This is a genomic window from Sphingomonas sp. Leaf32 (assembly GCF_001421765.1).
Classification (GTDB): Bacteria; Pseudomonadota; Alphaproteobacteria; order Sphingomonadales; family Sphingomonadaceae; genus Sphingomonas.
Genome location: NZ_LMLA01000007.1, coordinates 538,627 through 563,308 on the forward strand (window position 1 = coordinate 538,627; position 24,682 = coordinate 563,308).

A 24,682-nucleotide genomic window follows, 5' to 3' on the forward strand; every position below is an offset into this window, starting at 1 on the left:
CGCCGTGATCGGCGGGCCGGCTCGACGTCATCGCAAAGCGACGGTCGAGCCGGCCTTCCGGTCAGGCGTCGTTATGCGTCGGCGGTGATTTGCGTGGTGTTGTACCGGGCGATCTTCCATTCACCCGACGGCAGTTTGCGCAGCAGGAACAGCTCCAGATAGCTGGCCTCCTCGGCCTCGCCGGTCGCCTTGGTGGTCTGGGTGCCACTCGTCGCCGAACGGACGAAACCCCAGTCCGCGCTGATCTGCTGCACCTCCGTCACCTTGGGGGTCAGGTTGAAGTCGATCGCACCGAACATGCCGGGATACACCTGGGCCAGCGCCGCCTTGCCTTCGAACGCCGGTCCGACCGGGGCCATCAGCACACCGTCTTCGGTATAGGTGGCAAGCGCCGCCTCGACATCACCGCGCATGAAGGCAGCCATATAGTCCAGCACGACCGCTTCGAGGGCCGGCGACTCATCGACGAAATTCTGGCGCATTGTACATCTCCTGAAAGTTGACCGGCTTCCGACGGAAACCGGATGCCGCCGGAGCGGCGAAGGGCAACCGGATACGCGCGTTCAGTCCTGCTTGATGAAGCTCTGCGCCATGAGCGGACCGCCGAACTGGGCGAGACGGCCGCCTTCGTCGATCCGGCCAAGATCGATCGGCGCGAAACCGAGCGCATTGGCCAGTTCTGCGAACGTCCGGGTCGCGTCGGCGTCGTTGCCGGAGCTGAAGACCGTCTGGCGGCCGCCTTCGACCTTTGGAACCGATGCCAGGATGGCGGCGGGAAGCGTGTTGAACGCCTTGACCAGGCGGGCGCCCGGTACGAGGTCGGCAACGACATCGCTCGACGCCCTTCCGCCGAGATCGGCGGGGGAAAAATCGCTGAAGTCGATCGCGTTGGTCGCGTCGATGACGATCCGGCCCTGCCAGTCGCTCACGTCCGCCACGACGTCCTTCACGGCGGTGAAGGGAACCGCCAGGATCACCACGTCGGCGGTCAGCGCTTCGGCCAGCTCGGTCGGTTGGACGCTGGTCCCAACCTCTTCCGCGAGCGCCGCGATCGACGCCGGGCCGCGGCTGTTGGCGATCTGCACGGGAATATCCTTGCGGGCGAACTGACGAGCAAGGGCGGTGCCGATCGCACCGGATCCGATGATGGCGAAGGTCATGAAAAGTCCTCTCGATAGCGTGCGTTTGCAGCGGCGGTTGGATGAGGAGTATCTATGCCTGCTGGATTGACGGTAAAACCGGCATAAAATAGGTGATTACGTTCGAGGGAATCGATATGTTCGCTGAGCAGGGCACACCCACGCTGGACCAGTTGAAGGTGCTGCTGACGGTCGTCGATGCCGGCAGCTTCGCAGGCGCTGCCCGCAAGCTGAATCGCGCGACGTCCGTCATCAGCTATTCGATCGCCAACCTCGAAGCGCAACTTGGCCTCACGCTGTTCGATCGGGAAACCACGCGCAAACCCCGGCTGACCGAAGCGGGCCGGATGGTGCTGGCCGAAGCAAGAGCCGTCATCAACGGTATCGACACCCTGCGCGCGAAATCGAAGGGTATGCTGCAAGGGCTGGAATCGGAACTCCACATCGTTCTCGACACGCTGTTGCCCGAGTGCCGGGTCGTCGATGCGCTCACCAGCTTTCGCCAGCAATTCCCGACCGTGGCGTTGCGCCTCTATGTCGAATCGCTCGGCGCCGTGACCAGGCTGGTGCTCGACCGCGTGGCGACGATCGGCGTCGCCGGCCCGCTGGTGAGCGTCGATGGCATCGAGAAGATCGGGGTGGGCAGCGTCCGCATTGTCGCGGTCGCGGCACCGGGGCATCCGTTGGCCCGGGCGAAGAGCAATGCGCCGGGTGCGGCGCGCGACCATATCCAGCTGGTCCTCACCGACCGGTCGACCCTGACGCAGGGGCGCGACATCGGCGTGATCGGCACCAACACCTGGAGGTTGGCAGATCTCAGTTCCAAACACATGCTGCTCAAGGCGGGCATCGGTTGGGGCAATATGCCGCTTCCCATGATCGAGCACGATCTGGCGACCGGCAAGCTGGTGGAGCTGGTGATGCCGGACAACATCTATGGCGACTATTTCATGGATGCCATCTACCGGACCGACACACCGCCGGGGCCGGCGGGTTCATGGCTGATCGAGCGTTTCCGCACGCAGGTCGATGACCTTGGGCGTATCATGTAGAATTGATCGAACCTGATGGTCGATTTTATCCAGCTTTTCCGAGTGTCGATGAAATATCACCTCCGCCCCGGCAGCGGCGGCTCCTTCTGGTCCGCCGCATCGAAAGCATCGGCGCGCGCGATCAGCACGCGACCCAGATCCAGCAGATCCGCGCGCGCCGTGTTCCATACCGCACGGTGCGGGTGCGCCCACACGACGCCGCTGTTGTCGCGCAGATCCTTGAGGAAGGTCGGGGTCGAGTGATGCACCATGCAGCTCTAAACGGACGATTCCGTCCTTTGTTGCACCTTCATCGATCCATTCATAGGTGTGATGTCATGACCGGAACCGACATGACCGACCGGCCCCGCCGTGGGCGCCCCCCCGCCGGGGAAGCGGGCATGGCGGAAGCGCGTGTGCTCGATGCGGCCACGGCGCTGTTTCTGGAACAGGGCTTCGGCCGCACGACGCTCGATCAGGTGTCCGACCGCTCGCGCTCGGGCAAGTCGACGCTGTATGGCCGCTTCACCAGCAAGGAGGCGCTGTTCGAGGCGGTGGTGCGCCGCTCGATCGCGGCGATGTTCGAAGACGTGACCAGCCCCGACCCGGCGCTGCCCGTTCGCGAGCGGGTGCGCGCGGTCGGGATGGAACTCGCGCGGGCGCTGATGCAATCGCGCTGCGTTGCCCTCATGCGGATCACCGCGGCCGAGGCGGGCAATTTTCCCGAACTGGCGACGGTCGGGTATCGCGAGAGTTTCGACGGCGCGGCCCGGTTCGTCGCCGAAGCGATCGCGGGCGACGGCGACGGGGTCGAGGACGCCATGCCCGGTGCGTGCCGTTTCGTGGAACTGGCGCTGCAACCGATGTCGTTTCAGGCGACGTTCGGGGCGTCGCCTGACGAACTGCTGGCCCTTGCCGATCGAGACATCGACGATGCCCTGCACGTCTTGGCGGCGCGTGGCCTCCTCAAGCCATGAGGACGACGTGCGACACCCGCCCGGTGCCGCACGCAGGAAGGGTCAGACCGTTTCGCCGACCGAGGCGGCACCCTGTGCACGGACCGTCTCGCCGACGGCCGTGTAGCGTTCGCCCAGCGCGTCCCACGCCTCGGCCATCGCCATGAACGACGCGCCCTGTTCGCCATGTCCCAGCTTTTTGGCCAGCGAGCCCTGCCCACGGAAGGCGCCACGATAATAGTCGATGCCCGACTGGTTGCCACCGATCAGGCTGAGGTCGCGCGTCACATCGTCGGGTGCCGCGGCGATCATCTCCGACCGCCCCTTGCCGACACCCTTCATGATCTGGTCCTCGAAATCGTTCGGCTGCACCCCGAACTCGTTCAGGAACCCGGCGATCTTGGCCTCATGCCGGGCGGCAAGCTGTCCGAATGCCGTTACGATCTCGCGCACCTCGGTCAACGTCGCCTTGTCGACCAGCGTCTCCGCACTTTCCTGCCCCTGTTCGCTCGCCGAGCGCAGCGCGTGCAGGCCGGCGATGTGCCATTGGATGATGGGTTCGTTGGCCATGGTTGCTCCTGAAGGGCTTTCCCCACCAGTATGGACGGGATCGTCCTTTAACGACAATGCATGGCGATCGTTCCTGTGAGGGGGGGGAAGCAGAGAAACTTGTCCCGGGCGGGAGGAACGATCGGGACAATGGTTACCATCCCGTCAGCGATGCATTCCGGTAGCATCGTTGTGGGGTGAGAAGAGGAACGGCGAACTTGCGGCTGTGGCTGCAGCCAATCACCCGACGTTTCCGACATCCCTGGCAAGAACCTCCCCGTTGCGATCCATCAAGCCGGGATCCGATCCTGGTCGTTCTGGACGCGGATCGGACGTGATCCCAACTTTGCGCCTGTGACGGCGTCCACCACGATCGGCTCGATCGGGTTTCCGGTCTCGACATCGATGTACCGGGCAAGTCCGGTGCCGCAATTTCGCTGAGCCCATGCGCCGATGACTGCCAAAACGGGCAGGAAGTCGCGCCCGGCGTCCGTGAGGACATATTCCTCGCGTGCCGGCTTGAGCGAGTAAAGCTGCTTCGCCAGCAAGCCGCTGGCGGTCAGCGTCGTCAGCCTTGCCGTAAGGATGCCAGGGGAAATGCCCAGACTCCTGCGAAACTGTTCGAACCGCGTGTGCCCGTCATGGGCGTCGCGAAGAATCAGGATGCTCCAGGCATCGCCGACCGACTCCAACCCCTTGGCGATCGGACATGACAGCGCTGTATGCGATTTTTCCAATATCATATCGTTTTGATAGTGACTAACTTCGAAATTGATAGTAACACCCTTTCCACCGACGATCCAGACCGGCATGGATGATATGTGATGAGCAGCACAGGCAAGGGCGTAGCGGTGGTGACCGGGGCATCCTCGGGAATAGGGTTGGTCACGGCGCGCACGCTGGCGGCGGCCGGCTACAAAGTGTTCGGCACCAGTCGCAAGGCGGTGGCGGACAGCCCCGGTGTCACGATGCTCGTCTGCGACGTGACCGACGAAAACTCGGTAACGGCGATGATCGGCGAAGTCGTGCGACAGTCGGGCCGGATCGATCTGGTCGTCAATAACGCCGGCATCGGATTGCTCGGCGCGGCCGAAGAATCGTCGATAGCGCAGGCCCAGCGCCTCTTCGACGTCAACGTGTTCGGCGTGGCGCGGGTCGTGAACGCGGTGCTGCCGATCATGCGCGCACAGAAGAGTGGCCGGATCGTCAACATGAGTTCGATCCTGGGGCTGATCCCGGCACCCTACAACGCCTTCTACGCCTCCACCAAGTTCGCGATCGAGGGCTATTCGGAGTCGCTCGACCATGAGGTCCGCGAGTTCGGCATCCGGGTGGTACTGGTGGAACCCGGCGTCACGGCGACGGCCTTCGAGGACAATCTCACTCGGGTGGATCAGCCGATCCAGACCTACGCCGCCGGCCGCACCCGCAGCGAGGCGCTGATGCGCGAGTGGGTGGAAAAAGGCGATGACCCCCAGGTGGTCGCCGATACCGTACTCGTTGCGGCAACGGCGACCAGGCCGGCGCTGCGCTATTCGGCGGGCAAACAATCCAGACAGATACGGGCATTGCGCCGCTACCTGCCGGAAAAACTGGTCGATCGAGCCTTGCGCAAGAACAGCGGCTTCACGAGCTAGGGCGCGCTCTGTCCGCTGTCGATCGCATGCCGGACATCGAAGGGCATGTACGCGATCAGACACGGCAGCGCGGATCGTTCGGGACCAAGTGGCGACCGACATGCTCGATCTGCACCGGGACAGTCATCTCCATCAGGTGCGGTCGAGCACGACTGGCGGCGGGAGCGACAACCGGGTCCCACCCGACGCCGTGCTACGCGGGCTTTCGAGCCGATAAACCGGTCGCTCGCGCGATGAGGCCGGAAGTGACCGGCCGGAACGATTCGAAATCGGGATGGAAAGAGTATTCGTGGGCAGGAGACGCGGATCGGCGCGGCGAGGGGATGCCGGTCGCACAGCCACTCCGATGAAAGATTAATGGCACCGTTCTTCGATCCGACATTACGGGTTTGCCGCGCGCGTTTGTCATAGCAGGATGGGCGACCGCTATGCCCGTCAGGCCAGGACGCAATTCGAACCCATGCACGACGATGCCGACCTTTATGCATGGTTCGGTCGGGAGATCCTTCCGCTCGAACCCGCCCTGATCCGCTATATCCGTCGCAACTGGCGTACGGAGGCCGATGTGCTCGACATCCGGCAGGAAATATATGAGCGAACGCTGACCGGCGCGCGCGAGGTGTTGCCGCGACAGGCGCGGCCTTACCTTTTTACCGTGGCCCGCAACCACCTGATAAACCGGGCCAAGCAGATGCGCATCGTTTCTTTCGAAACGGTGGCCGACCTCGAAAGCTGCAATAACTCGGTCGATCTGGCCGCCACCGAGCGGCATCTGACCGCGCGGGACGAATTGCGGCGCGCGCAGGCCGGTCTGGATACGTTGCCGCCGCGGTGCCGCGAGGTCGTACGGCTTCGAAAGATGGAGGGACTGAGCCGGCAGGAGACGGCGGAGCGCATGGGCGTGACGATCGCGACCGTCGAGAAGCAATTGACCCTCGGGATGCGCGCGATGGTCGATTTCATGCTCGGAGGAACGGGCAAGGTGGTTCGGCCGAAGGTCGAGCAGCTGCTGCGTCGGGAAGAATTGCCATGAGTACCGCACGCGAGATCGAGCAGCAGGCGGCCGACTGGCTGATGCGAAGCGAGGAGCCGGGCTGGAGCGCGGCGGACGAAGCCGGGTTGCAGGCGTGGCTCGACCGGTCGATGGCGAACAAGGCCGCGTTCTGGCGGTTGCGGCATGGCTGGCAACAGGCCGACCGGATCGTCGCGCTCGGTGCGGGCGCACCATCGGTCGCAAGGCGGGCCTGGTCGGGCTTCGGTGCCTCGCCGCGCTGGTTGACGGCCTTTGCCGCGTCACTGGTGCTTGTATGCACCTCGGTCGTGTATCTGTCGTCTTCGGACGGGACAACCGATCGGGTCGATCCACAGCGGATCGCCACGAAGATCGGTGGCCACAAGATCGTGTCGCTGAAAGACGGCAGTCGGATCGAACTGAACACTGCCACGTCGATCCGCGCGGCGGTGACGCCGGCGCGCCGGCAGATATGGCTCGACCAGGGCGAAGCCTATTTCGAGGTCGCCCATTCGCGCGAACACCCGTTCGTCATCCATGCCGGACCGCGCACGGTCACCGTATTGGGCACGAAATTCTCGGTGCGGCGCGAGGGCAACCGGGTGACGGTGTCGGTGGTGGAAGGGCGCGTACGGATCGACGGCACGCCGAAACAGGCCGCGATGACGACGTCGTCGACCGTGACCACCGGCGATGTCGCGATCGCGCAGGGGGCGTCGATGCTGATCGGCACCCGCCCCCCCGAAGCCATCGAAGCCGGCCTTGCCTGGCGCGAAGGAATGCTGGCGCTCGATCGGCAAACGCTCGGAGAGGCGGTAGAAGAGTTCAACCGTTACAATGTATTACCGATTGTCATCGACGATCCGCGAGTGGCAGCCATCCGAATTGGCGGCACGTTTCAGGCATCGAATGCCAATGCCTTCGTCCGGTTGCTGCACGACGCCTATGGCTTGCGCGTGACCCGTCAGGCAGATGCCATAAAAATTTCTTACGAATGAAACAAATCACGTTCCGGGTATTTGCCGGCAATTTGTCTTACCTATCGCCGGGACCCTAGAATGCCCGGTTCAGAAGGGGGCAATGATGGGCAGAGGAATCACGACTGTTCTGGTAGCGAGCGTTAGCATTACCGTCATGGCTACACCGGTCTGCGCGGAGACCGTGAAGCAAACGTACCGGATTCCGGCGGGTGACCTGAAAATCGCGCTCGACATGTTCGCTCGTCAGTCCGGTCGACAGATACTCTATAAAAGCGACGATATTCGCCAGGTGCGCACGCGGGGTGCGGTCGGATCGATGTCCGCCGATGCCGCGCTCGCAGCCGTTCTGGCGCATACCGGATTCGGTGTTCGTTCGGATGCTTCGGGTGCCGTCGCCATCGTCCGGCTGCCTGCCACATCCGCGCAGACGGGAACCAGGGGGCCGGACACGGCCGCCACATCCCCCGGTCAGGCCATGGCCAGTGCCGAACCGGTGGGCGATCAACCGGACCCCGATATCGTCGTGACCGGCATCGTCGGCAGCGTCACGCGCAGCATCAACGCCAAGCGACTGAATTCGGCGATCGTCGATGCGGTGTCCGCCGAGGATGTCGGCAAGTTCCCCGATACCAACCTCGCCGAATCGCTCCAGCGCATCACCGGCGTCCAGATCAACCGCAACGCCAACGGCGAAGGGGCCAGCGTCAGTGTGCGCGGCCTGCCGTCCGATTTCACGCTGGCGACGCTGAACGGTTCGACGATCACCAGTCCAGGCGTCGCCACGCGCACGTTCGACTACAACATGATCTCGCCGGATTTCGTGTCGCAGCTGGTGGTGTACAAATCCGCCCGCGCCGATCTGGAGGATGGCGGAATTGGTGCCAATGTTGACCTGCAGACTCTGACGCCGTTCGGGGTCGGCAAGCGCCGCGCCCAGATCACCGCGAAGATGCAGGGCGATCCCAGCAGGAACGGCGGCAAGTTTCAGCCGGACATCACGGCGCTCTACAGCGATCTGTTCGCCGACGGCCGGATCGGTATCACGCTTGGGTTGGATTGGAACAAGCGCTCGTTCCGCAACCAGGGCAGCGATGTGCAGCCCTTCTGGCCCACCACGCTGAACGGCAAGGGGCCATATTACGCCTTCATGCAAACGGGCTATTCCAACACCGATTCCACGGTCACGACGACGACGGGCTATGCCTCGCTGCAATGGAAGGCGAGCGATACGACCACGGCCACCCTCAACGGCCTGTATTCGAAGCGCAATCTCGACAGCCGCTCGATCAACTTCGGCATCGTTCCCTTCGCGCCATGGGCACCGGACGCCTATAACGGTCCGGTGACGTTCACCGCCGACCAGAACAATGTGCTGACGAAGGTGTCCAGCCCCGCGGCATGGTTCGTGTTCACCCAACCGATCACGCGCGAACGCGACGATACCACCAACCTGGATTTCAACGTTCGCACCAATACGGGCGACTGGGAATTCAGCGAGAGCCTGCAATACAGCCGCTCGAACGACAATAATTTCTGGCAGCGCCCGCAGGTCGGCATCTCGAGCGTGACCAATCTTCCGCCGGGCATCAAGACGTTCGGCGGGTACGAGATTTTCCCCGGCAAGCCGATCATCGGCTATATCCTCGATCCCGCGCTGAACTATTCCAATCCTGCCGTCTGGGGCAACGACAAGATCATCATCACCAGCGACGATGCGAGCGACACGCTCAAGGCCGCGAAGATCGACATTACCCGTCGCTTCGCCGGCAGCGTGCTCGAATCGATCAAGTTCGGAGGCAAGCTGTCGACACGCGAACGCCCGCACGATCGTTGGTGGCGGCGCTACAATAACGCACCGTTCGACAATGCTGCCGCGGCGCGGACACCGTTCCAGACCGCGGTCCGGCCCAACTCGCTCGCCAACAATATATTGGGCAAGTATAACGGCCCCGGCGTCCGTCCGTCGCAGCTGTTCTACATCGATCCGCAGGCATGGCTGACGGAATATTTCGACGGGAAGTACGAAACCCTCTATAATCAGGGGGCGTTGAGCACCAACAACTTCACCACCAACAGCGTGACCGAAACCGAACGCGACGCCTATGTGATGGCGAACTTCCGTTCCGAAAGCGCCATCCCGATCAGTGGCAATGTCGGCCTGCGCTACGTCAATGCCAGCGTGAAGGTCCCGTATCAGGGGGTCAATCTCGACAACCTGAAATTCGACTGCCCGGCGGGCACCGCCAACTGCACCTGGGTCATCCCGCCCGTCACCAACGAGGTGGGTCGCGGGAAAAGCCATGCGTGGCTGCCCAGCCTGAACGTGTCCGCCGAACTGCGCGACGACATGATGCTGCGCTTCGCCGCCAGCAAGACGATGGCGTTCCCGCCGCTCGCCAGCCTCGTGCCGTCGGTCGACGTCAGCGGACTGGCGACACGGCGGATCTCGGTCGGCAACATCAACCTGTCGCCCTATACCTCGCGCAATCTCGACCTGTCGTGGGAATGGTATTTCAGCCGGTCGTCGGTCGTGTCGGTCGCGCTGTACAACAAGCAGATCACCGGGTTTCTCCAGCCCGGTTCGTATCAGCGCGTGATCGCGGGACAGAATGTCACCGTCCAGACGACGGTCAACGGGCGGAAAGGCTATGCCCGCGGCGTCGAGGTCGATTACAAGCAGCAGGTGGGGGCACTGGTCCCGGCCCTGTCGGGGCTGGGGTTCGACGTCAACCTGACCTATTCGACCGGCCAGCAGGACGGGGTGCCGGAATTCAACATTCCCGCCTCGACCTTTCTCGGCCTGAACAAGCTGACCTATAACGCCAGCCTGTTCTACGAGAAGGCCGGGTTCAGTGCCCTGATCGCGCTGAATCATCGCGATCGCTTTCTGGTGGACTCCAACGTCTGGGGTGTTTCGACCACGGAACTGTACATCGAAGCCCGTACCCAGATCGACGCGCAGGCCAGCTACGACATCGGCCGCAACTTCACGATCTTCGCGAATGTGCAGAATCTGACGAACAAGCCGATCGTGCAGACCGAGGAACTGATCCAGGCGCGCGGGACGCAATATCCCGGCACCTGGACCATGAACGGACGCCGTGTCGCGGCGGGGCTGACCCTGAAATATTGACCGGAAACAGCGCCCCCCGCGTCCATTCGGAGACGCGGGGGGCGTCCGGGTCGGCCAACGTCCGTGGGACACGACGGGCACCCCGCCAATCGACAGCCAATCGAGACAGGATCATGACCATGACAGGCACGAAAGCGGGCGCGTTCGCGTCCGTCGATCGCCGCGCGTTCGTCGGCGGCGTCGGTATCACGCTGCTCGGACTCGGGAGCGGTGCCCGCGCCGGGACCGTGCTGGATGCCGGCCCACGCTTCGGCTTCGCGCCGTCGCACGTGCCGGAAGGCTTCCTGCTCGACGGCAAGCCGTTCCAGATGCGCTCGGGCGAAATGCACCCCGCCCGCATTCCCCGCGCCTACTGGCAGCACCGGATCAGGATGGCCAAGGCGATGGGCCTCAACACCATCGCGATCTACGTCATGTGGAATTACCACGAGACGGCACCGGGGACGTTCGACTTCACGTCCGACAACCGTGATATCGCCGCCTTCATCCGGCTCTGCGCGGCGGAGGGGATGCTCGTCTATCTGCGGCCCGGTCCCTATGTCTGCGGCGAGTGGGATCTGGGCGGACTGCCCGCCTATCTGCTCAAGGTGCCGGGCATCCGGCTGCGCCATCGCGACGACGCGACCTATATGGGCGCGGCCGAACGCTATATCGATCGTCTGGCCACGATCGTCCGCCCGTTGATGATCGACCGGGGCGGGCCGATCGCGATGGTGCAGATCGAGAATGAATATGCCTCGTTCAGCACCGATCCGGCCTATCTTCCCGCCATTCGCGGGATGTGGACGAAGCGCGGTTTTCGGGGACCGTTCAGCACCTCGGATGGATTGGAACAGGTGCAGAAGGCGGGAACCTACCTTGCCGACACGGCCCTCGGCCTTGACGGCAGTACCGATATCGAGGCGGCGCAGCGGATCACAAACGGGGCGCCGGTCTGGATCGGCGAAGGCTATCCCGGATGGCTGACGCACTGGGGCGATCCGAAATTCGCGGCCGCCGACTATACCGATCTATTGCGTCGGTGGATGCGCGAACGTCGGTCGTTCAACCTCTACGTCGTGCATGGCGGCACCAATTTCGGCTTCACCGCGGGGGCCAACGCGAACAATGACGGGTCGAAATTCGAACCCAGCCTGACCAGCTACGATTATGGCGCGCCGATCGCCGAGGGCGGTGACGCGACGGCGCAATATCATGCCATGCGGCGGATCATCACCGATCATGTCGGCACGACGCTCCCGGCGATGCCGCCCCTGCCGGCTCGCATCGCCTTCCCCACGGTCCGCACCGTGCCGCGCGGTTCGCTGTGGGCGGCGCTGCCCGATCCCGTGACGGTGGCGACGCCCGGCCCGATGGAACTGGTGCTGGGACAGACCGAGGGGATGATCCTCTATCGGCACATGCTGAAGCCCGGAATCGCCGGCGACCTGCGGATCGACGGGTTGCACGACGAGGCGCTGGTTCTGATCGACGGCGTCCCGGTCGGCAACCTGTCGCGCGTCGCCGCATCGAAGGCCCCGGCATCGCTTCCGGTTCCGCCGTCATCCGACGGCAAGGCCCGCCGGCTCGACATCCTCGTCTATCCGTTCGGTCGGGTGAATTTCGGCCGCTACATGGAGGACCGGAAGGGCATTCTCGGCAAGGTGGCGATCGGAGCCGACGCCCTGACCGTATGGTCGGTCTACGGCCTGCCGCTGGACGATGCCCATCGCGCCGCCAGCCTCGCGGCGACGACCCGTCCGGGTGGACTGTTCCACACCGCCGACTTCACGCTGGAAGCGGTCGGGGACACCTTTATCGACATGGCGGACTGGAAACTGGGTTTCCTTTGGATCAACGGCCACCTGCTCGGCCGCCATTGCGCGCTGGGGCCGCAGACCCGCCTCTTTTGCCCCGCCGATTGGCTCGTGAAAGGCAGGAACCGGGCCATCGTTTTCGACCTGTATGCATCGTCGGGCGCAATCCGCGGTCTGCTGCTGTCGGACACCATGCAGGCGGATCGGGACACCGGCGATCTCGCCCGCAAAAGCGGCGAGTCCTCCTGAGGCGAAAGGCGACCACGATGGCGAGGCAATGGGTCAACAACCGCGACGGGATCTTCCAAATCGCCGATCACAGCATCTTCGGGGCTGCCGCCAGATTGCGGGCATCGCTGCATAAAGTACTGCCTTCATGACGACAGGCTAACGTTCCCGCTTCCGATTGAGTGTCCGGATTCGCCTAGTTGCGTTGGAGAAGTGCTGAATCCCGATGACCTGCTGCCCGTTTTCTGGACCGCTTTGAGCTGGAAAATTCCGGTTATGAAGGAAGGCCATTGTATCCGCAGGGTCGAGCCTGGACGCAGCGGGACGAACAACCGGCTGTTCCTGGAGGCGGTGTCGTGGATCGCGCGCACGGGTAGTGCGTGGCGAGATCTGCTGGTGCATATCGGTAACTGGAGCACGGCCTTTCGCCGGTTTCGCGACTGGCGCGCCGCCGATGTGTTCAAGCGGATATTCGATGCCTGCTCGGACGAGCCAGACATGGAATATGCGATGGTCGATCGGCGACCGCTAATATGAGGCTGGCAACCCTGTGGCCTGAGGCAGATATCTACCTTTACGAAGCGAAGAACGGTGGTCGTAATCTTGTCGGTGCGCGGGCCGTTTAAGTTGAATTGTGGTTTTCTACAAATCAACGGCCCGCGAGACGGCCGCAGCCGTCTCGTTTGGGATCGATTTTTGGGAAACCTCGAGCCTTCCCAAAACATCAGCCAAGCATCAAACGGGAATCTGTTCATGGCGGAATTGAAGAAGTCGTCGCCACGGCAACGGTGAAACGAGTTCATCTCGTTCAGCGCACCGACGACATAGGTCATCTATCGGGGGAGGCCAGTCTCGGAGCCGTTCAAGACGCTCTGCTGATCGCGCGCCGTAGTGGATCAGCCCTCCGCTACACTCTCGGCGCCGAGCACGCGTGGCCGATCTTGCCGCCTTCAAGAATTGGGGGCTGGAAAACAAGCCCGCGATGATCTTCGGCATGAACGCAATGCACGGATTTCGGGTGGTTTACGGTCATCAAGCGAAGCGGTTCTGGTTCGATCGCTCCCGCTGCGCTGTTCCCGCATGATCCATCATTATCGAAGCACGAGAACGTCGTTCGATACCCGAGCGCCAGGCACCTGCGCACGGAAGGTCGCCGGTAACGGGTGAACTAAGGCCAGCATACCCCCATGTGCCTGCACGACTTGGCGCGCCAGGCTGAGCCCTATCCCGCTTCCACTGGATTTGGAGGTGTAGAAGGGGCGGAAGATGACATGCACGCGATCCGGCGGGATGCCGGGTCCATTGTCCCTCACCTCGAAGGTGAGAACGTCATCGTCCACAGTGGCGCGGATATCGACCCGACCGGATGCGACGCCGCCCTGCTGGATCGCCTCGACGGCGTTTTGCAGCAACGCCCATATCGCCTGGTTAAGCTGGTCGCGATCGATCTCCGCACATAGGTCGGATGCGACATCGATCGAAAGACCGACGTCCGGCCAGCGGCTTACGAACAGCCGCGCAATGTCGTCGATCATCTCCTCGATCGACACGGTCAGTCGTAAGGGCGGCGGCAGGCGGGCCAGTTCGCGATAGGCTTCGGTGAATCGCCGCAGCCCTTCGGCATGCCGCGCGAGCGTCGTCAGGATTTCGGTAAGCAGGGCGGAATCCTCGTCACGAGCCTCCGCTGCAGCGATGCCGCACTCGGCCAGCGACACGATAGGCACCAGCCCGTTGAGCATCTCGTGGCCGAGTACCTGGATCATCTCGGCGCTGGCGCGCGCTTCGGCGGTACGCTCCTCGCTCTCGACGTCGATCAGCGCCACGACCGACCGGTCGCCGACCTCTACCCTGTCGGCACGCCAAGTCCTGCCGGCATGACGCAGGCGGGTGGCATCGCGGTCGAACAGCGGAACGGGCGGCGGCAATATCCGGTCGTCGGTCGCGAAGAGCCGGCGTGCCGCCCGGTTCATCGTCCGCGCGGTCGTTCCGTTCACCAGTACCAGCGGGGTAGGTGAGGCATCGAGCAGCAGGTGATGGGCGACTTGCGCCCCGTCGGGTGAGCTGGATGCCGTGATCGACACGACCTGATGGCGCCTGACCAGGAACAGATTGGCGGCAAGCAGCCACACCAGCAACAGGAAGGTGCCGAACAATGCCAACCATAGACCATGCGTTCCGGCCGCTCCAGCCGTCGCCCCACACAGGCCCAGCCCCGACCCGATCAGCAGGGCATGCCCCTCCCGTCTAGAGACCATGCTGCGCCATCCGACGATAAAGGGTGCCCCGGCTGAGGCCCAATGCCGCGGCAGCCCGTGACACGTTGTGGCGATGCTCCTTCAACGCAGCTTCGATCATCAGTTTTTCGGCATCCTGCATCCCGAATGCCGGTGCGGTCTTGCCTCCAGCATTGGCGACCAAGGTGGTCGGCCTGATCGCTGCGACGTCGATCAGGCCATCGTCCGACAGCAGCACCGCGCGCTCGATCGCCAGCGCCAGCCCGCGCACCTCGTCCGGCCAGTCCGCGATGGCGACGAACGCCTCCGCCGCTGGCGTGAGCCGTGGCGCAGGATAACCGTAGGTTTCACCGGCGACACTTGCGAAATGCCGCGCGAGCAGCACCGCGTCATCACGACGCTCCGCAAGAGGCGGCACCGGGATTTCGATCGTGCAGAGGCGCCGACGCAGCGCGGGCGAGAGCGGCGCGACAGCGTCGACGATCGTTATGCAGCGCAGGCGTGGCATCAACCGCTGGAGCAGCCGTACCTGTGCCTGCGGGTCCAGTCGATCGGCATGGCATAGCACGATCGTACCGGTAGCATCGTCCAGGGCGGATAATTGATCGGAATCGGTGACGTCGATCCGGCGCGGCTTGGTCCCCGCGTCGGCGGATGCCGCATGAAGCGCTTCGGCGACCAGCGAGCGTCCAGTGCCGGATGCCCCGGTGACACACACGGAGGCGATCGTCGGTCCGACACGCCGGACGAGCGCACGGACGCGCTCGATCGCTGTCGATGTACCGATCAGCGCGCTGCCACCTGATGGGCCGATGGCTGCGGGTCGGTGTGCCGATCCACCGCCGACGCTTCGCCTGATCGCGGCGTCGACCTTGCCGAGCAGGTCGTCCTTTCGCCACGGCTTCATGATGAAGTCGCGCGCGCCCGCCTGCATGGCTGTGACGGCGATGCGGATGCCGCTGTGCGCCGTGATGACCACGACGCAGGCATGGGGATCGTCCGCGACGATCCGAGCGAGACAGGCCAGCCCCTCCTTACCGTCCGCGCGACCCGCCGTGAAGTTCATGTCGAGCAGGATCGCATCGTAGCGGCGACGCGCAAGCATCGAATAGGCGGTGGCAGGGTCGGCGGCGATCTCCAGAACATGTCCGGCCAGCCGGAACAGGATCTCCGTCGTTCGACTAACGACCGGATCGTCCTCGATCAGAAGGATCGCGCGAGGACTTGACTCGCGATCGGGATGTCCGCCGGCGGGCATTGTGTTCAACGACGACAGGTCGTCTGTTCGCGGCATCGATGAAATCCGTTCATTCATAGCAACTTGGCTTTTTAGACCGTGGACAGAGACATCAGTCTTCATGATGACGGAACATCCCGCATACACAACACCCATTCCGGGTGCTGCAATGGACAGCCGGATCGAACGACCCAAGCCACCGTGGTGGCGCAGGCGACCCGCGCTGATCGCGCTGGCTCTGCTGATCGCCATGCTGGCAATCTGGCGGTCCCTCCCTGAAAATGGCTCGACTGATATCGCCACCGCCGACATCGAAACGGGCGAAGTCGTGCGTGCGCCATTCGACGATTATCTGCCGGTCCGGACCACCGTCGCTCCCGAGATCACGACGTTGGTCGGCGTGCTGTCGGGCGGACAGGTCGAGCGACTGCTGGTGCAGGACGGCGCAATGGTGACGGAGGGACAGCCCCTCGCGACGCTCGCCAATCCGGAATTGAAGCTCGACGTGCTGACTCGTGAGGCGCAGATCGCCAGCCAGCTAGGCCAGGTCGCAGGCGAGGGACTGGGGATCGAACGCAACCGCCTCGATCGGGTGGGTCAGGTGGCTCAGGCCGAATACGACCTCATCAAGGCGCGCCGCGATCTCGCCATCCGCCAGCAACTTCACGATCAGGGCTTCCTGTCCGACGCCGGCGTAAAGAGCTTCCAGGAAGAGGCCGCCTATCAGGAAAAGCGACTGGCCCAGCTGCAATCGGGGCATGCCACAGAGGTCCGGATCACCGCCACGCAGGGGCGGCGGCTCGCTGACACGCAAGGGCGCCTGTCGGGCAATTTCGCGGCGGTGCGCGCCGGACTCGACGCGCTGACGATCCACGCCCCGGCAACCGGTCGCCTGACCAACTTTATGCTGCAACCGGGCCAGACGCTGAAGCCGGGAAACCCCGCAGGCCAGATCGACAGTGAAGGCGCGTGGAAGCTGATCGCCGACGTGGACGAATATTATCTCGGCCGTGTCGCGGTCGGGCAGAAGGCGCAGGCGGGTGATGCGCACGCAACGGTCAGCAAGGTATTGTCGGCGGTCAAGGATGGGCGTTTCCGCGTCGAGCTGACTTTCGACGGTCGCGCCCCGGCCGGGCTGAACCGGGGGCAGACGCTCGATATCCGCATCACGCTGGGGGTCGCGTCCCAGGCGTTCCTGGCCCCGGTCGGTGGCTGGCTGGAGGCGGGTGGCGGCACGTCCGCCTTCGTCTTGGATGCAGATGGCGCTCACGCCCGACGGCGCACGATCAAGACCGGCCGCCGTAATCCGGAACAGGTCGAGGTGCTGTCCGGCCTCTCCTCCGGCGAGCGCATTGTCACCTCCAACACCGCGTCCGTGAAGGGCGACATCCTCAACATCCGCTGAAAGGCCCGTCCATGATCCGTCTCGAGAACATTCAGCGCCGCTACGTCTCCGACGAGGTGGAGACGACTGCTCTGTGCGATATCGACCTGCATGTCGAAGCGGGCGAGTTCCTCGCCATCATGGGGCCGTCGGGCTGCGGCAAGTCGACATTGCTCAACACGCTCGGCACCGTCGATCGCCCGACCGGCGGTCGATACCTCTTTGGCGATCGCGATCTCGCCGCCCTGGAGGAGAAGGAGCTGGCGAAGTTCCGCGGCAGCACGCTCGGCTTCGTGTTTCAGAGCTTCAACCTGATCGACGAGCTGACAATCGAGGAGAACGTCGCGCTTGGCCTTGCCTATCGCAAGGATGCGGTGGACCGTAGGGGGCGGGTCGCGACGGCGATGGACAAGGTGGGGATCGCACACCGCGCGCGCCACTTTCCCCACCAGCTGTCGGGAGGGCAGCAGCAGCGCGCCGCCATCGCCCGCGCCATCGTCGGCGACCCGACGCTGATCCTGGCCGACGAACCGACCGGCAACCTCGACACCGCCAATGGCGAGCAGGTGATGAACATCCTGGCCGCGCTCAACGACGAAGGGGCGACGATCGTCATGGTCACCCATTCCCCCAGCCATGCCGACGTGGCGAAGCGTCGCATCGACATGCTCGACGGACGCATCGTCGCCAGCGCCATGCGCGCGATCTGAGCGATGAAAAGGACCACCAACATGGCGCATCTCGCCGCGCGTCACCGTCGTGGGCAGCGCAACCACCCGCGTCGCCTGCTACTGACCTTCCTCTTGTCCGGATATGCGCGATGAACCGCTTCGCACTGACTTCGCTCTACCGCTCGTTGACCCGCCACAAGCTCTATGCCGCGCTGAACATCGGCGGGTTGGCGCTCGGCATTGCGGTGTTCCTCGTCCTGGGCCTCTATGTCCGGTTCGAGACGAGCTTCGAGCAGTGGCTGCCGCATCATGACGAACTCTATGTCGTGCAGACCAAGCTTCAAATCCCCGGCAGCCCCTTCAACGGGGCCTATCCCGTGACGATGCCGGGCCTGTTCGAGGAGATGCGTCAGGATTTCCCTGGACTGGTCGGCACACGCATTCGTGGCGGCAAGCAGGGGGGGAGTGTCATCCGCGAGAACGACGCGATCGGCGCGGATGTGGCGCAGGTCGATCCGTCCTTTTTCGACGTGTTCGATATCCCCATGGTGCGCTGTGACGGGCGGCGGGCGCTCGCCGATCCATCGGGTGCGCTGCTCAGCCGGACCGAGGCACGGCGGCTGTTTGGCGATGCCGACCCCATTGGCCAGAACATCACCATCTCGGTCGATGCGCCGCAGGTCTATCGCGTCGCTGGCATCTTTGAAGACCTGCCCACGACAACTGATCTTCAGGCGAACATCCTGATCCCCATGCCGCGCACGCCACCGCCACCCGTGCAATGGTCCTGGTACAAATGGGGCATGGTTGATGGCGCCACCTATCTTCGCCTTCCGGATGCGGCGGCTGCGCGCACGTTCGAGGCGAAGATGCCCGCCTTCGTCCGGCGTCATGCCGGACAGGATCTGGGCCCCGACCCAGCGAAGGTCATCGCACTCTCGCTGCTGCCGCTTACGCGCCTGCATCTGCAACCGCCCGGCGGGGTGCAGAGCAGCGGCCGGACGCTGACGATCGTGACGCTGGGGCTGGTCGGCGTGCTGACCCTGCTGATCGCAATCATCAATTATGTGAATCTCGCGACCGCCCAATCGGGTCTGCGCGCCCGTGAAGTGGCGATGCGCAAGGTGCTGGGCGCAGACCGCAGGATGCTGATCCGGCAGTTCCTGGGCGAGGCGGCGGCGATGGCGGCGGTCGCCAGCCTGTTAGGCATGATCCTGGCCGAGGTCAGCCTGCCCCTCGTCAACGCGGCGGGGGGCCTGTCCCTAAACTTCCCCTACGCCCTGGCGCTGCCGTTGCTGGTAGCGCTGGTCCTCATCATCGCGCTGACGGCGGGTTTCTATCCGGCGGTCCTCCTGTCCCGCTTTCCGGCCGCTGCCGTCCTGGCCTCGGCGCGGGCGCCGGGGGGCGGGCGCAACGGCACGCGGTCGCGCGAGCTGCTGGTGGTGATCCAGTTCGGTCTGGCCATCGCCTTCATGATCGGCACGGTCGTGCTGGTGGCTCAGACCGCACATGTTCGGCAATCGGATCTGGGGTTCCAGCGCGAAGGGCTGCTGGTCATACCCTCGCTTGCCGACAAGCGCATCTTCCCCGCGCAGGCGCGGCCGATCCTGGACGCGCTCCGTCGCCTGCCAGGCGTAGTGTCGGTCGGATCGAGTAGCTCGGCACCAGGCATGGTCAATTCCAGCATCGACGTGATCGAGCGGGCGAGCGGACCGGGCGTGACCGTCAGCAACATTCCCGTCGGGCCAGATTTCTTTCGTACCTATGCGCCAAGACTACTCGCCGGGCGCGTCTTCGACGATGCGCACGGCGCCGACGATTCCAGCGACTGGACCAAATGGAAGAATGGCCGCAACGTCGTCGTCAATCGCAAGGCGGTGGAGCAGCTCGGCTTCCGTGCGCCTGAAGAGGCGATCGGCAAGACCGTCGGGCGGAGCGCGCCGCGTACAATTATCGGCGTGGTCGACCAACTCCGCTTCGCGTCGCCACGCACGGCCGAGACTGCTACCCTGTATCAATATTCCCGCGACGTTCCGACGTCCGCCATCGCCGCCATCCGCTACACCGGCGACAGCGCCGCGATGTTGGCCCGCATCCGGTCAACATGGCAACGCCTGTCGCCGCAGGTGCCGCTGGTTGTCGGGACGGCGGATCAGCAGCTGGCCGATTTTTACAAGGCGGATGAGCAAGCCGTGCACCTGTTCGGAATCGGCGCGGGGCTGGCGGTACTGATCGGCTGCGTCGGTTTGTGGGGTCTTGCCTCGTTCAACACGTCGCGTCGGGTGAGGGAGATCGGCATCCGCAAGACGCTGGGCGCATCGTCCGCCCATATCGTCAGGCTATTGGTAGGTCAGTTCCTACGCCCGGTGCTGATCGCCAACTTCATCGCCTGGCCGCTGGCTTATGCCGCTATGCGGACCTGGCTCGCCGGGTTCGATGACCGGATTGCGCTGTCGCCGCTGTTTTTCGCCGGTGCTACCCTGCTGGCGCTCACGATCGCCGTGCTGACCGTGCTGGGCCAAGCGTTACGCGCCAGCCGTGCGACTCCCGCCTGGGCGCTGCGCCATGATTAAGGTCGCTCTACTCATCACCACTTTGCTGGTGGCAGTAGCCCCCACCTCAGCCGAGACGCTGCGCGAGGCTGTGGCGCAGGCTTATGCGACCAATCCCCAGCTTCTCGCCGCCCGCGCCGGGCAGGAGGCGCTGGAAGAACAGCCCGAGCAGGCTGGTGCGGCGGGCCGGCTCACGGCTGCTGCGACCGGGGGTGGGGGTTATGATCGGTTGGGTTATGGCCGTGCCGCATTCGCTACGGCAAGCGTGGCCCTGCCGATCTGGACCGGCGGCAGGGTGCAGTCGGCCGTGCGCGCAGCGGACCGGGACGTGGCAGCGGGAGCGCAGGGGCTAGATGATCGAAACCGCTTCGCGCTGCGCATCGAACACGGCGGTCAGCGCTATGTTCGTCGCGCGGCCGCGGACGAACGGATAGCGCAGCCGTGCCGACAGGCGGCGGAAGCGGCTGCCGAAGCCCGGAAGATACCGGGCATGGCGGGGTGACGCGCGCGACTCCACCGCCTCGGCGGTGAGGGTCAGGCCGTCGTCGTCCAGCAGCAGGACGATGCCTGCCGCCAGAAGCCGGTTGCGGGGATCGGGATCGAGGATCGAACCCCCCTTGGTGGTATTGGGATAGCCACCGGCACGCAGGTAGATCGTCTCGCCCTGTCCGAACGCCGAATTGAAGGTAAAGCCCAGCCCCCCCGCCGTAGCGGCCGAGGCTGTCCGACAGACTGTTGTCGAGCGACAGCTGTCCGGTGACCGGGCGGTGCAGGCCGTCGAGCACCAGCACCGTCGCCCCGACCCGCGATGCCGGCGCGAGCGTCGAGCGCAGTCGCAACCCCGGCAGGTCGCCCGCCAGCAGTACCCCGCGCTCGATTTCGCCCAGCGTCACGTCGGGACGGTTCACCAGCCTAGCCAGCGTCGCCTCGACCCGCGCCCGCTGCATGGAACATGCGCATCTCGGGAAATCACGATCGTGCCTGTCCAGCCTGCGGTCCTCACCCCGCGCCAGAACGAGGTGCTCGACCTGCTGGTGCAAGGGCTGTCGAACAAGATGATCGGGCGGCGGCTCGGCCTGTCGGAACATACCGTTCGCGGGCATGTCCAGGCACTGCTCGCGACCCTCGGCGCCTCCAGTCGATCGCAGGCCGCCTTTGCCGCGCGCCGACTCGGCCTGTTGCGATGACGGTATCGACACCCGCCGCGATACGAGGCGAACAACTGCGGCTCGTACTGGCGGGCATCGGCCAGTCGTTTCCCGTCGCCTTCCTGCTGTCGAGCCTGCTCGTGGTCGTGCTCGATCGCGTCGCGCCCCTCGGGGAATTGCTGGCCTGGTACGTCGCGTTCCTCGCCCTCCGCGTAGCCACGGTTGGCTATGCGCGGCGTATGCAGCGGCAACGCAGCACGCCGGCACAAGGGCGTACCACTGAACGTGTTCTCATGATGCTCAAGATCGCTGAAGGCGGCTGCTCACGGTAGAGCCGCTGGGCTTTCTTGCGGTTGATCGTGATGCCGTCCCGACGAAGCAGGATGTGCAGCTTCCGATAGCCGAACCGCCGGCGCTGCTGCGCCAGTTCGCAAAGCCGCGACCGCAGGTCAACATCATCCGCCCGGCACGGGCGATACCGCATGTTCGTGCGGTCTGCCCCGACAACCATGCACGTCCGCCGCTCACTCATCCCCGGCGTCGCCTGAAGATGCGCGACCGCAGACGCTTCTACGCGTGAACTACTGCCTTCCTACCCTTCGCGTCAAACCCATTCCCTGCGTCGAGCAGATGTTGCCGTCCCGTTCCGCGTCACCCATATTCCGCCCATGGCGATCATGATCCGCACCGACTTGTCCGAACCCGAAACCGGACAGACCTTCGTTCCGCACCGCCCGGCGCGCCCGGAGAAGGTGGATGCGGGCAAGCGCTTCGTCATCAAGTCCGATTACGAACCCGCCGGCGACCAGCCGACCGCAATCCGCGAACTCGTCGCGGCGGCGCGGGCGGGGGAGAAGGATCAGGTGCTGCTGGGCGTCACCGGCTCCGGCAAGACCTTCACCATGGCCAAGACGATCGAGGAGTTGCAGCGCCCGGCGCTGATCCTTGCGCCCAACAAAATCCTCGCCGCGCAGTTGTATGGCGAGATGAAGTCGTTCTTTCCCGACAATGCCGTCGAATATTTCGTCAGCTATTATGATTATTACCAGCCCGAAGCCTATGTCGCGCGGTCGGACACCTATATCGAAAAGGAAAGCTCGACCAACGAGGCGATCGACCGGATGCGGCATTCGGCCACCCGGTCGCTGCTGGAGCGCGACGACGTCATCATCGTTGCGTCGGTGTCGTGCCTCTACGGCATCGGATCGGTCGAAACCTATTCGGCGATGATCTTCGATTTGAAGAAGGGCGATGTGGTCGACCAGCGCGAGATCGTGCGCAAGCTGGTCGCGCTGCAATATAAGCGCAACGACGCCGCGTTCCAGCGCGGCAATTTCCGCGTGCGCGGCGACAGCCTCGAATTGTTCCCGTCGCACTATGACGACAGCGCGTGGCGCATCACCTTCTTCGGCGACGATATCGAGGAAATCACCGAATTCGATCCGCTGACCGGCAAGAAGGTCGCGAACCTCAATTCGATCCGGGTCTATGCCAATTCGCACTATGTGACGCCCGGCCCGACGCTGAAACAGGCAGGCGAGGCGATCAAGCACGAGCTGACCGAGCGGCTGAAGGAACTGGTGATGGAGGGCAAGCTGCTGGAGGCGCAGCGGCTGGAACAGCGCACCAATTTCGACCTGGAGATGATCGCCGCGACCGGGAGTTGCGCGGGGATCGAGAATTACAGCCGCTTCCTCACCGGCCGCCTGCCCGGCGAACCGCCGCCCACGCTGTTCGAATATCTCCCTGAGAATGCTTTACTCTTCGTCGACGAAAGCCACCAGACGATCGGCCAGATCAACGGCATGTCGCGCGGCGATCACCGGCGCAAGATCACGCTGGCCGAATATGGCTTCCGCCTGCCCAGCGCGATCGACAACCGGCCGCTGCGCTTCAACGAATGGGACGCGATGCGGCCGCAGACGGTGTGCGTGTCGGCGACGCCGGGCGGCTGGGAAATGGAGCAGACCGGCGGCGTGTTCAGCGAACAGGTCATCCGCCCGACGGGCCTGATCGACCCGCCGATCACGATCCGGCCGGTCGAGGAACAGGTCGACGACCTGATCCACGAGGCGAAGGAGACGGCGAAGAACGGCTATCGCACGTTGGTCACGACGCTGACCAAGCGCATGGCCGAGGACCTTACCGAGTTCATGCACGAAGCCGGCCTCAAGGTCCGCTACATGCACTCGGACGTCGAGACGCTGGAGCGCATCGAGCTGATCCGCGACCTGCGCATGGGGGTGTACGACGTGCTGGTCGGCATCAACCTGTTGCGCGAGGGGTTGGACATCCCCGAATGCGGGCTGGTCGCGATCCTCGATGCCGACAAGGAAGGATTTTTGCGCTCCGAAACCTCGCTGATCCAGACGATCGGCCGCGCCGCGCGCAACGTCGACGGACGGGTGATCCTGTATGCCGATCGCATGACCGGCAGCATGGAGCGCGCCATCGCCGAAACCGATCGTCGCCGCGAAAAGCAGCGCGAATATAACGCACTGCACGGCATCACCCCTACGACGATCAAGCGCCAGATCGGCGACATCATCGCCGACGTCGCGTCGCGCGATCAGGTGACGGTGGAGATCGACGAAGACGGCCCGCGCCACATGGTCGGCCACAATCTGCGGTCGTACATCGAGAGCCTCGAAAAGCAGATGCGCGAGGCGGCAGCCAATCTCGAATTCGAAACCGCCGGACGGCTACGCGACGAAATCCGGAACCTCGAAAACGAGGAGCTGGGCCTGCCGGTGAGCGAGCACAAGGCCCCGATCATGGGCCGGTCAAACGAGGGCAAGCCGGGTACTCGCAAGACGCGCTATGGCAAGCAGAAGGCGATGCGGATGGCCGGCGGCGGCGGGCGCGGGCGGTAGGGTAGTTCATCGCTTCCGCGCAGGCGGCAGCGACGACCGGCCAAAGCATCGTCATCCCGGCGAAGGCCGGGATCCATTGTGTTGGGTGTTCTCGACTCCATCGCTACGTCACCCCATCCATG

General features: G+C 64.3%; 23 protein-coding genes and 1 pseudogene. 16 read left to right on the top strand and 8 right to left on the bottom strand.

Annotated elements, in window-relative coordinates:
• Positions 1-71 precede the first annotated feature (71 nt).
• Positions 72-482, bottom strand: coding sequence for a YybH family protein (locus ASE83_RS10220; protein ID WP_055789031.1), 411 nt, complete (start codon positions 480-482; stop codon positions 72-74).
• 81 nt (positions 483-563) lie between these two features.
• Complete coding sequence (locus ASE83_RS10225) at positions 564-1,160, bottom strand: NADPH-dependent F420 reductase (RefSeq protein ID WP_055789036.1); 597 nt, start codon at positions 1,158-1,160, stop codon at positions 564-566.
• A gap of 116 nt (positions 1,161-1,276) precedes the next feature.
• Here ASE83_RS10225 and ASE83_RS10230 point away from each other — a divergent pair, with 116 nt between their 5' ends.
• Entirely contained in the window at positions 1,277-2,191 is a 915-nt protein-coding gene (locus tag ASE83_RS10230) for a LysR family transcriptional regulator (RefSeq protein ID WP_055789314.1), read from the top strand.
• A 56-nt stretch (positions 2,192-2,247) separates the two neighbouring features.
• Here the strand turns inward: ASE83_RS10230 and ASE83_RS10235 are convergent, their stop codons facing one another.
• Positions 2,248-2,442 (bottom strand): hypothetical protein, encoded by a 195-nt coding sequence (locus tag ASE83_RS10235; protein WP_055789039.1) that lies wholly within the window; start codon positions 2,440-2,442, stop codon positions 2,248-2,250.
• 66 nt (positions 2,443-2,508) lie between these two features.
• On the opposite strand from ASE83_RS10235, the gene ASE83_RS10240 reads away from it, so the two are divergent.
• Complete coding sequence (locus ASE83_RS10240) at positions 2,509-3,147, top strand: TetR/AcrR family transcriptional regulator (RefSeq protein ID WP_235513204.1); 639 nt, start codon at positions 2,509-2,511, stop codon at positions 3,145-3,147.
• Positions 3,148-3,189: 42 nt separating this feature from the next.
• Here ASE83_RS10240 and ASE83_RS10245 read toward each other — a convergent pair whose 3' ends face one another.
• Together ASE83_RS10245 and ASE83_RS10250 are read right to left on the bottom strand one after the other, a co-directional pair.
• Positions 3,190-3,696: a hypothetical protein gene (locus ASE83_RS10245; protein WP_055789042.1), complete on the bottom strand. Its 507-nt coding sequence runs from the start codon at positions 3,694-3,696 to the stop codon at positions 3,190-3,192.
• Positions 3,697-3,965: 269 nt separating this feature from the next.
• Positions 3,966-4,487, bottom strand: a complete 522-nt coding sequence (locus ASE83_RS10250; protein WP_082443266.1) for a winged helix-turn-helix transcriptional regulator — start codon at positions 4,485-4,487, stop codon at positions 3,966-3,968.
• 12 nt (positions 4,488-4,499) lie between these two features.
• Between ASE83_RS10250 and ASE83_RS10255 the strand changes: the two genes are divergently transcribed.
• From ASE83_RS10255 to ASE83_RS18495, 7 genes are all read left to right on the top strand, one after another.
• Positions 4,500-5,312, top strand: a complete 813-nt coding sequence (locus ASE83_RS10255; RefSeq protein ID WP_055789050.1) for an oxidoreductase — start codon at positions 4,500-4,502, stop codon at positions 5,310-5,312.
• Between the two features lie 415 nt (positions 5,313-5,727).
• Positions 5,728-6,345 (top strand): RNA polymerase sigma factor, encoded by a 618-nt coding sequence (locus ASE83_RS10260; protein WP_235513205.1) that lies wholly within the window; start codon positions 5,728-5,730, stop codon positions 6,343-6,345.
• Positions 6,342-7,322, top strand: coding sequence for a FecR family protein (locus ASE83_RS10265; RefSeq protein WP_055789052.1), 981 nt, complete (start codon positions 6,342-6,344; stop codon positions 7,320-7,322). The genes ASE83_RS10260 and ASE83_RS10265 overlap by 4 nt, the downstream gene beginning before the upstream one ends.
• Positions 7,323-7,485: 163 nt before the next feature.
• Positions 7,486-10,437, top strand: coding sequence for a TonB-dependent receptor (locus ASE83_RS10270; RefSeq protein ID WP_055789055.1), 2,952 nt, complete (start codon positions 7,486-7,488; stop codon positions 10,435-10,437).
• Positions 10,438-10,556: 119 nt separating this feature from the next.
• The gene (locus tag ASE83_RS10275; protein WP_082443285.1) at positions 10,557-12,482 is read left to right on the top strand and encodes a beta-galactosidase; all 1,926 of its coding nucleotides are present in this window, start codon (positions 10,557-10,559) and stop codon (positions 12,480-12,482) included.
• 192 nt (positions 12,483-12,674) lie between these two features.
• Entirely contained in the window at positions 12,675-12,998 is a 324-nt protein-coding gene (locus tag ASE83_RS10280) for a transposase (protein WP_082443268.1), read from the top strand.
• Positions 12,999-13,392: 394 nt separating this feature from the next.
• Positions 13,393-13,545 (top strand): hypothetical protein, encoded by a 153-nt coding sequence (locus tag ASE83_RS18495; RefSeq protein ID WP_156353000.1) that lies wholly within the window; start codon positions 13,393-13,395, stop codon positions 13,543-13,545.
• Positions 13,546-13,552: 7 nt separating this feature from the next.
• On the opposite strand, the gene ASE83_RS10285 is transcribed toward ASE83_RS18495, so the two are convergent.
• A complete protein-coding gene (locus ASE83_RS10285) occupies positions 13,553-14,620 on the bottom strand; it encodes a sensor histidine kinase (RefSeq protein WP_235513206.1) in 1,068 nt (355 codons plus the stop codon).
• Between the two features lie 85 nt (positions 14,621-14,705).
• On the bottom strand, positions 14,706-16,127 hold the full coding sequence (locus tag ASE83_RS10290) for a sigma-54-dependent transcriptional regulator (RefSeq protein ID WP_235515981.1): 1,422 nt from the start codon (positions 16,125-16,127) through the stop codon (positions 14,706-14,708).
• Between ASE83_RS10290 and ASE83_RS10295 the strand changes: the two genes are divergently transcribed.
• The 6 genes from ASE83_RS10295 to ASE83_RS18500 all read left to right on the top strand — a co-directional run bounded on the left by ASE83_RS10295 (position 16,102) and on the right by ASE83_RS18500 (position 22,019).
• Positions 16,102-17,337: an efflux RND transporter periplasmic adaptor subunit gene (locus ASE83_RS10295; protein WP_055789067.1), complete on the top strand. Its 1,236-nt coding sequence runs from the start codon at positions 16,102-16,104 to the stop codon at positions 17,335-17,337. The genes ASE83_RS10290 and ASE83_RS10295 overlap by 26 nt on opposite strands.
• Before the next feature lie 11 nt (positions 17,338-17,348).
• Positions 17,349-18,026: an ABC transporter ATP-binding protein gene (locus tag ASE83_RS10300; RefSeq protein ID WP_055789069.1), complete on the top strand. Its 678-nt coding sequence runs from the start codon at positions 17,349-17,351 to the stop codon at positions 18,024-18,026.
• A 110-nt stretch (positions 18,027-18,136) separates the two neighbouring features.
• A complete protein-coding gene (locus ASE83_RS10305) occupies positions 18,137-20,560 on the top strand; it encodes an ABC transporter permease (protein WP_055789072.1) in 2,424 nt (807 codons plus the stop codon).
• Positions 20,553-21,041 (top strand): TolC family protein, encoded by a 489-nt coding sequence (locus tag ASE83_RS18165; protein WP_082443286.1) that lies wholly within the window; start codon positions 20,553-20,555, stop codon positions 21,039-21,041. Before ASE83_RS10305 ends, ASE83_RS18165 begins: the two co-directional genes overlap by 8 nt.
• Before the next feature lie 475 nt (positions 21,042-21,516).
• Complete coding sequence (locus ASE83_RS18810; protein WP_055789075.1) at positions 21,517-21,726, top strand: response regulator transcription factor; 210 nt, start codon at positions 21,517-21,519, stop codon at positions 21,724-21,726.
• Positions 21,723-22,019 carry a hypothetical protein gene (locus ASE83_RS18500; protein ID WP_055789078.1) on the top strand — a complete coding sequence of 99 codons (297 nt, stop codon included), beginning with the start codon at positions 21,723-21,725 and terminating at the stop codon, positions 22,017-22,019. The genes ASE83_RS18810 and ASE83_RS18500 overlap by 4 nt, the downstream gene beginning before the upstream one ends.
• Here ASE83_RS18500 and ASE83_RS18175 read toward each other — a convergent pair.
• A pseudogene (locus ASE83_RS18175) lies at positions 22,007-22,261 on the bottom strand (IS3 family transposase); the annotation flags it as partial. The gene ASE83_RS18500 and the pseudogene ASE83_RS18175 sit on opposite strands and share 13 nt — an antisense overlap.
• A 94-nt stretch (positions 22,262-22,355) precedes the next feature.
• Between ASE83_RS18175 and uvrB the strand changes: the two are divergent.
• A complete protein-coding gene (uvrB, locus tag ASE83_RS10325; RefSeq protein ID WP_055789084.1) occupies positions 22,356-24,560 on the top strand; it encodes an excinuclease ABC subunit UvrB in 2,205 nt (734 codons plus the stop codon).
• Positions 24,561-24,682 lie beyond the last annotated feature (122 nt).

Excerpts from the sequence above, each read along its gene's own strand:
- uvrB (WP_055789084.1), top strand. The coding sequence starts at position 22,356 with ATGGCGATCATGATCCGCACCGACTTGTCCGAACCCGAAACCGGACAG.
- ASE83_RS10250 (WP_082443266.1), bottom strand. The coding sequence starts at position 4,487 with ATGCCGGTCTGGATCGTCGGTGGAAAGGGTGTTACTATCAATTTCGAA.
- ASE83_RS10275 (WP_082443285.1), top strand. The coding sequence starts at position 10,557 with ATGACAGGCACGAAAGCGGGCGCGTTCGCGTCCGTCGATCGCCGCGCG.
- ASE83_RS10300 (WP_055789069.1), top strand. The coding sequence starts at position 17,349 with ATGATCCGTCTCGAGAACATTCAGCGCCGCTACGTCTCCGACGAGGTG.
- ASE83_RS10235 (WP_055789039.1), bottom strand. The coding sequence starts at position 2,442 with ATGGTGCATCACTCGACCCCGACCTTCCTCAAGGATCTGCGCGACAAC.
- ASE83_RS18500 (WP_055789078.1), top strand. The coding sequence starts at position 21,723 with ATGACGGTATCGACACCCGCCGCGATACGAGGCGAACAACTGCGGCTC.
- ASE83_RS18165 (WP_082443286.1), top strand. The coding sequence starts at position 20,553 with ATGATTAAGGTCGCTCTACTCATCACCACTTTGCTGGTGGCAGTAGCC.
- ASE83_RS10245 (WP_055789042.1), bottom strand. The coding sequence starts at position 3,696 with ATGGCCAACGAACCCATCATCCAATGGCACATCGCCGGCCTGCACGCG.
- ASE83_RS10260 (WP_235513205.1), top strand. The coding sequence starts at position 5,728 with ATGGGCGACCGCTATGCCCGTCAGGCCAGGACGCAATTCGAACCCATG.
- ASE83_RS10265 (WP_055789052.1), top strand. The coding sequence starts at position 6,342 with ATGAGTACCGCACGCGAGATCGAGCAGCAGGCGGCCGACTGGCTGATG.
- ASE83_RS10225 (WP_055789036.1), bottom strand. The coding sequence starts at position 1,160 with ATGACCTTCGCCATCATCGGATCCGGTGCGATCGGCACCGCCCTTGCT.
- ASE83_RS10240 (WP_235513204.1), top strand. The coding sequence starts at position 2,509 with ATGACCGGAACCGACATGACCGACCGGCCCCGCCGTGGGCGCCCCCCC.
- ASE83_RS10305 (WP_055789072.1), top strand. The coding sequence starts at position 18,137 with ATGAACCGCTTCGCACTGACTTCGCTCTACCGCTCGTTGACCCGCCAC.
- ASE83_RS10295 (WP_055789067.1), top strand. The coding sequence starts at position 16,102 with ATGGACAGCCGGATCGAACGACCCAAGCCACCGTGGTGGCGCAGGCGA.
- ASE83_RS10230 (WP_055789314.1), top strand. The coding sequence starts at position 1,277 with ATGTTCGCTGAGCAGGGCACACCCACGCTGGACCAGTTGAAGGTGCTG.
- ASE83_RS10255 (WP_055789050.1), top strand. The coding sequence starts at position 4,500 with ATGAGCAGCACAGGCAAGGGCGTAGCGGTGGTGACCGGGGCATCCTCG.
- ASE83_RS10220 (WP_055789031.1), bottom strand. The coding sequence starts at position 482 with ATGCGCCAGAATTTCGTCGATGAGTCGCCGGCCCTCGAAGCGGTCGTG.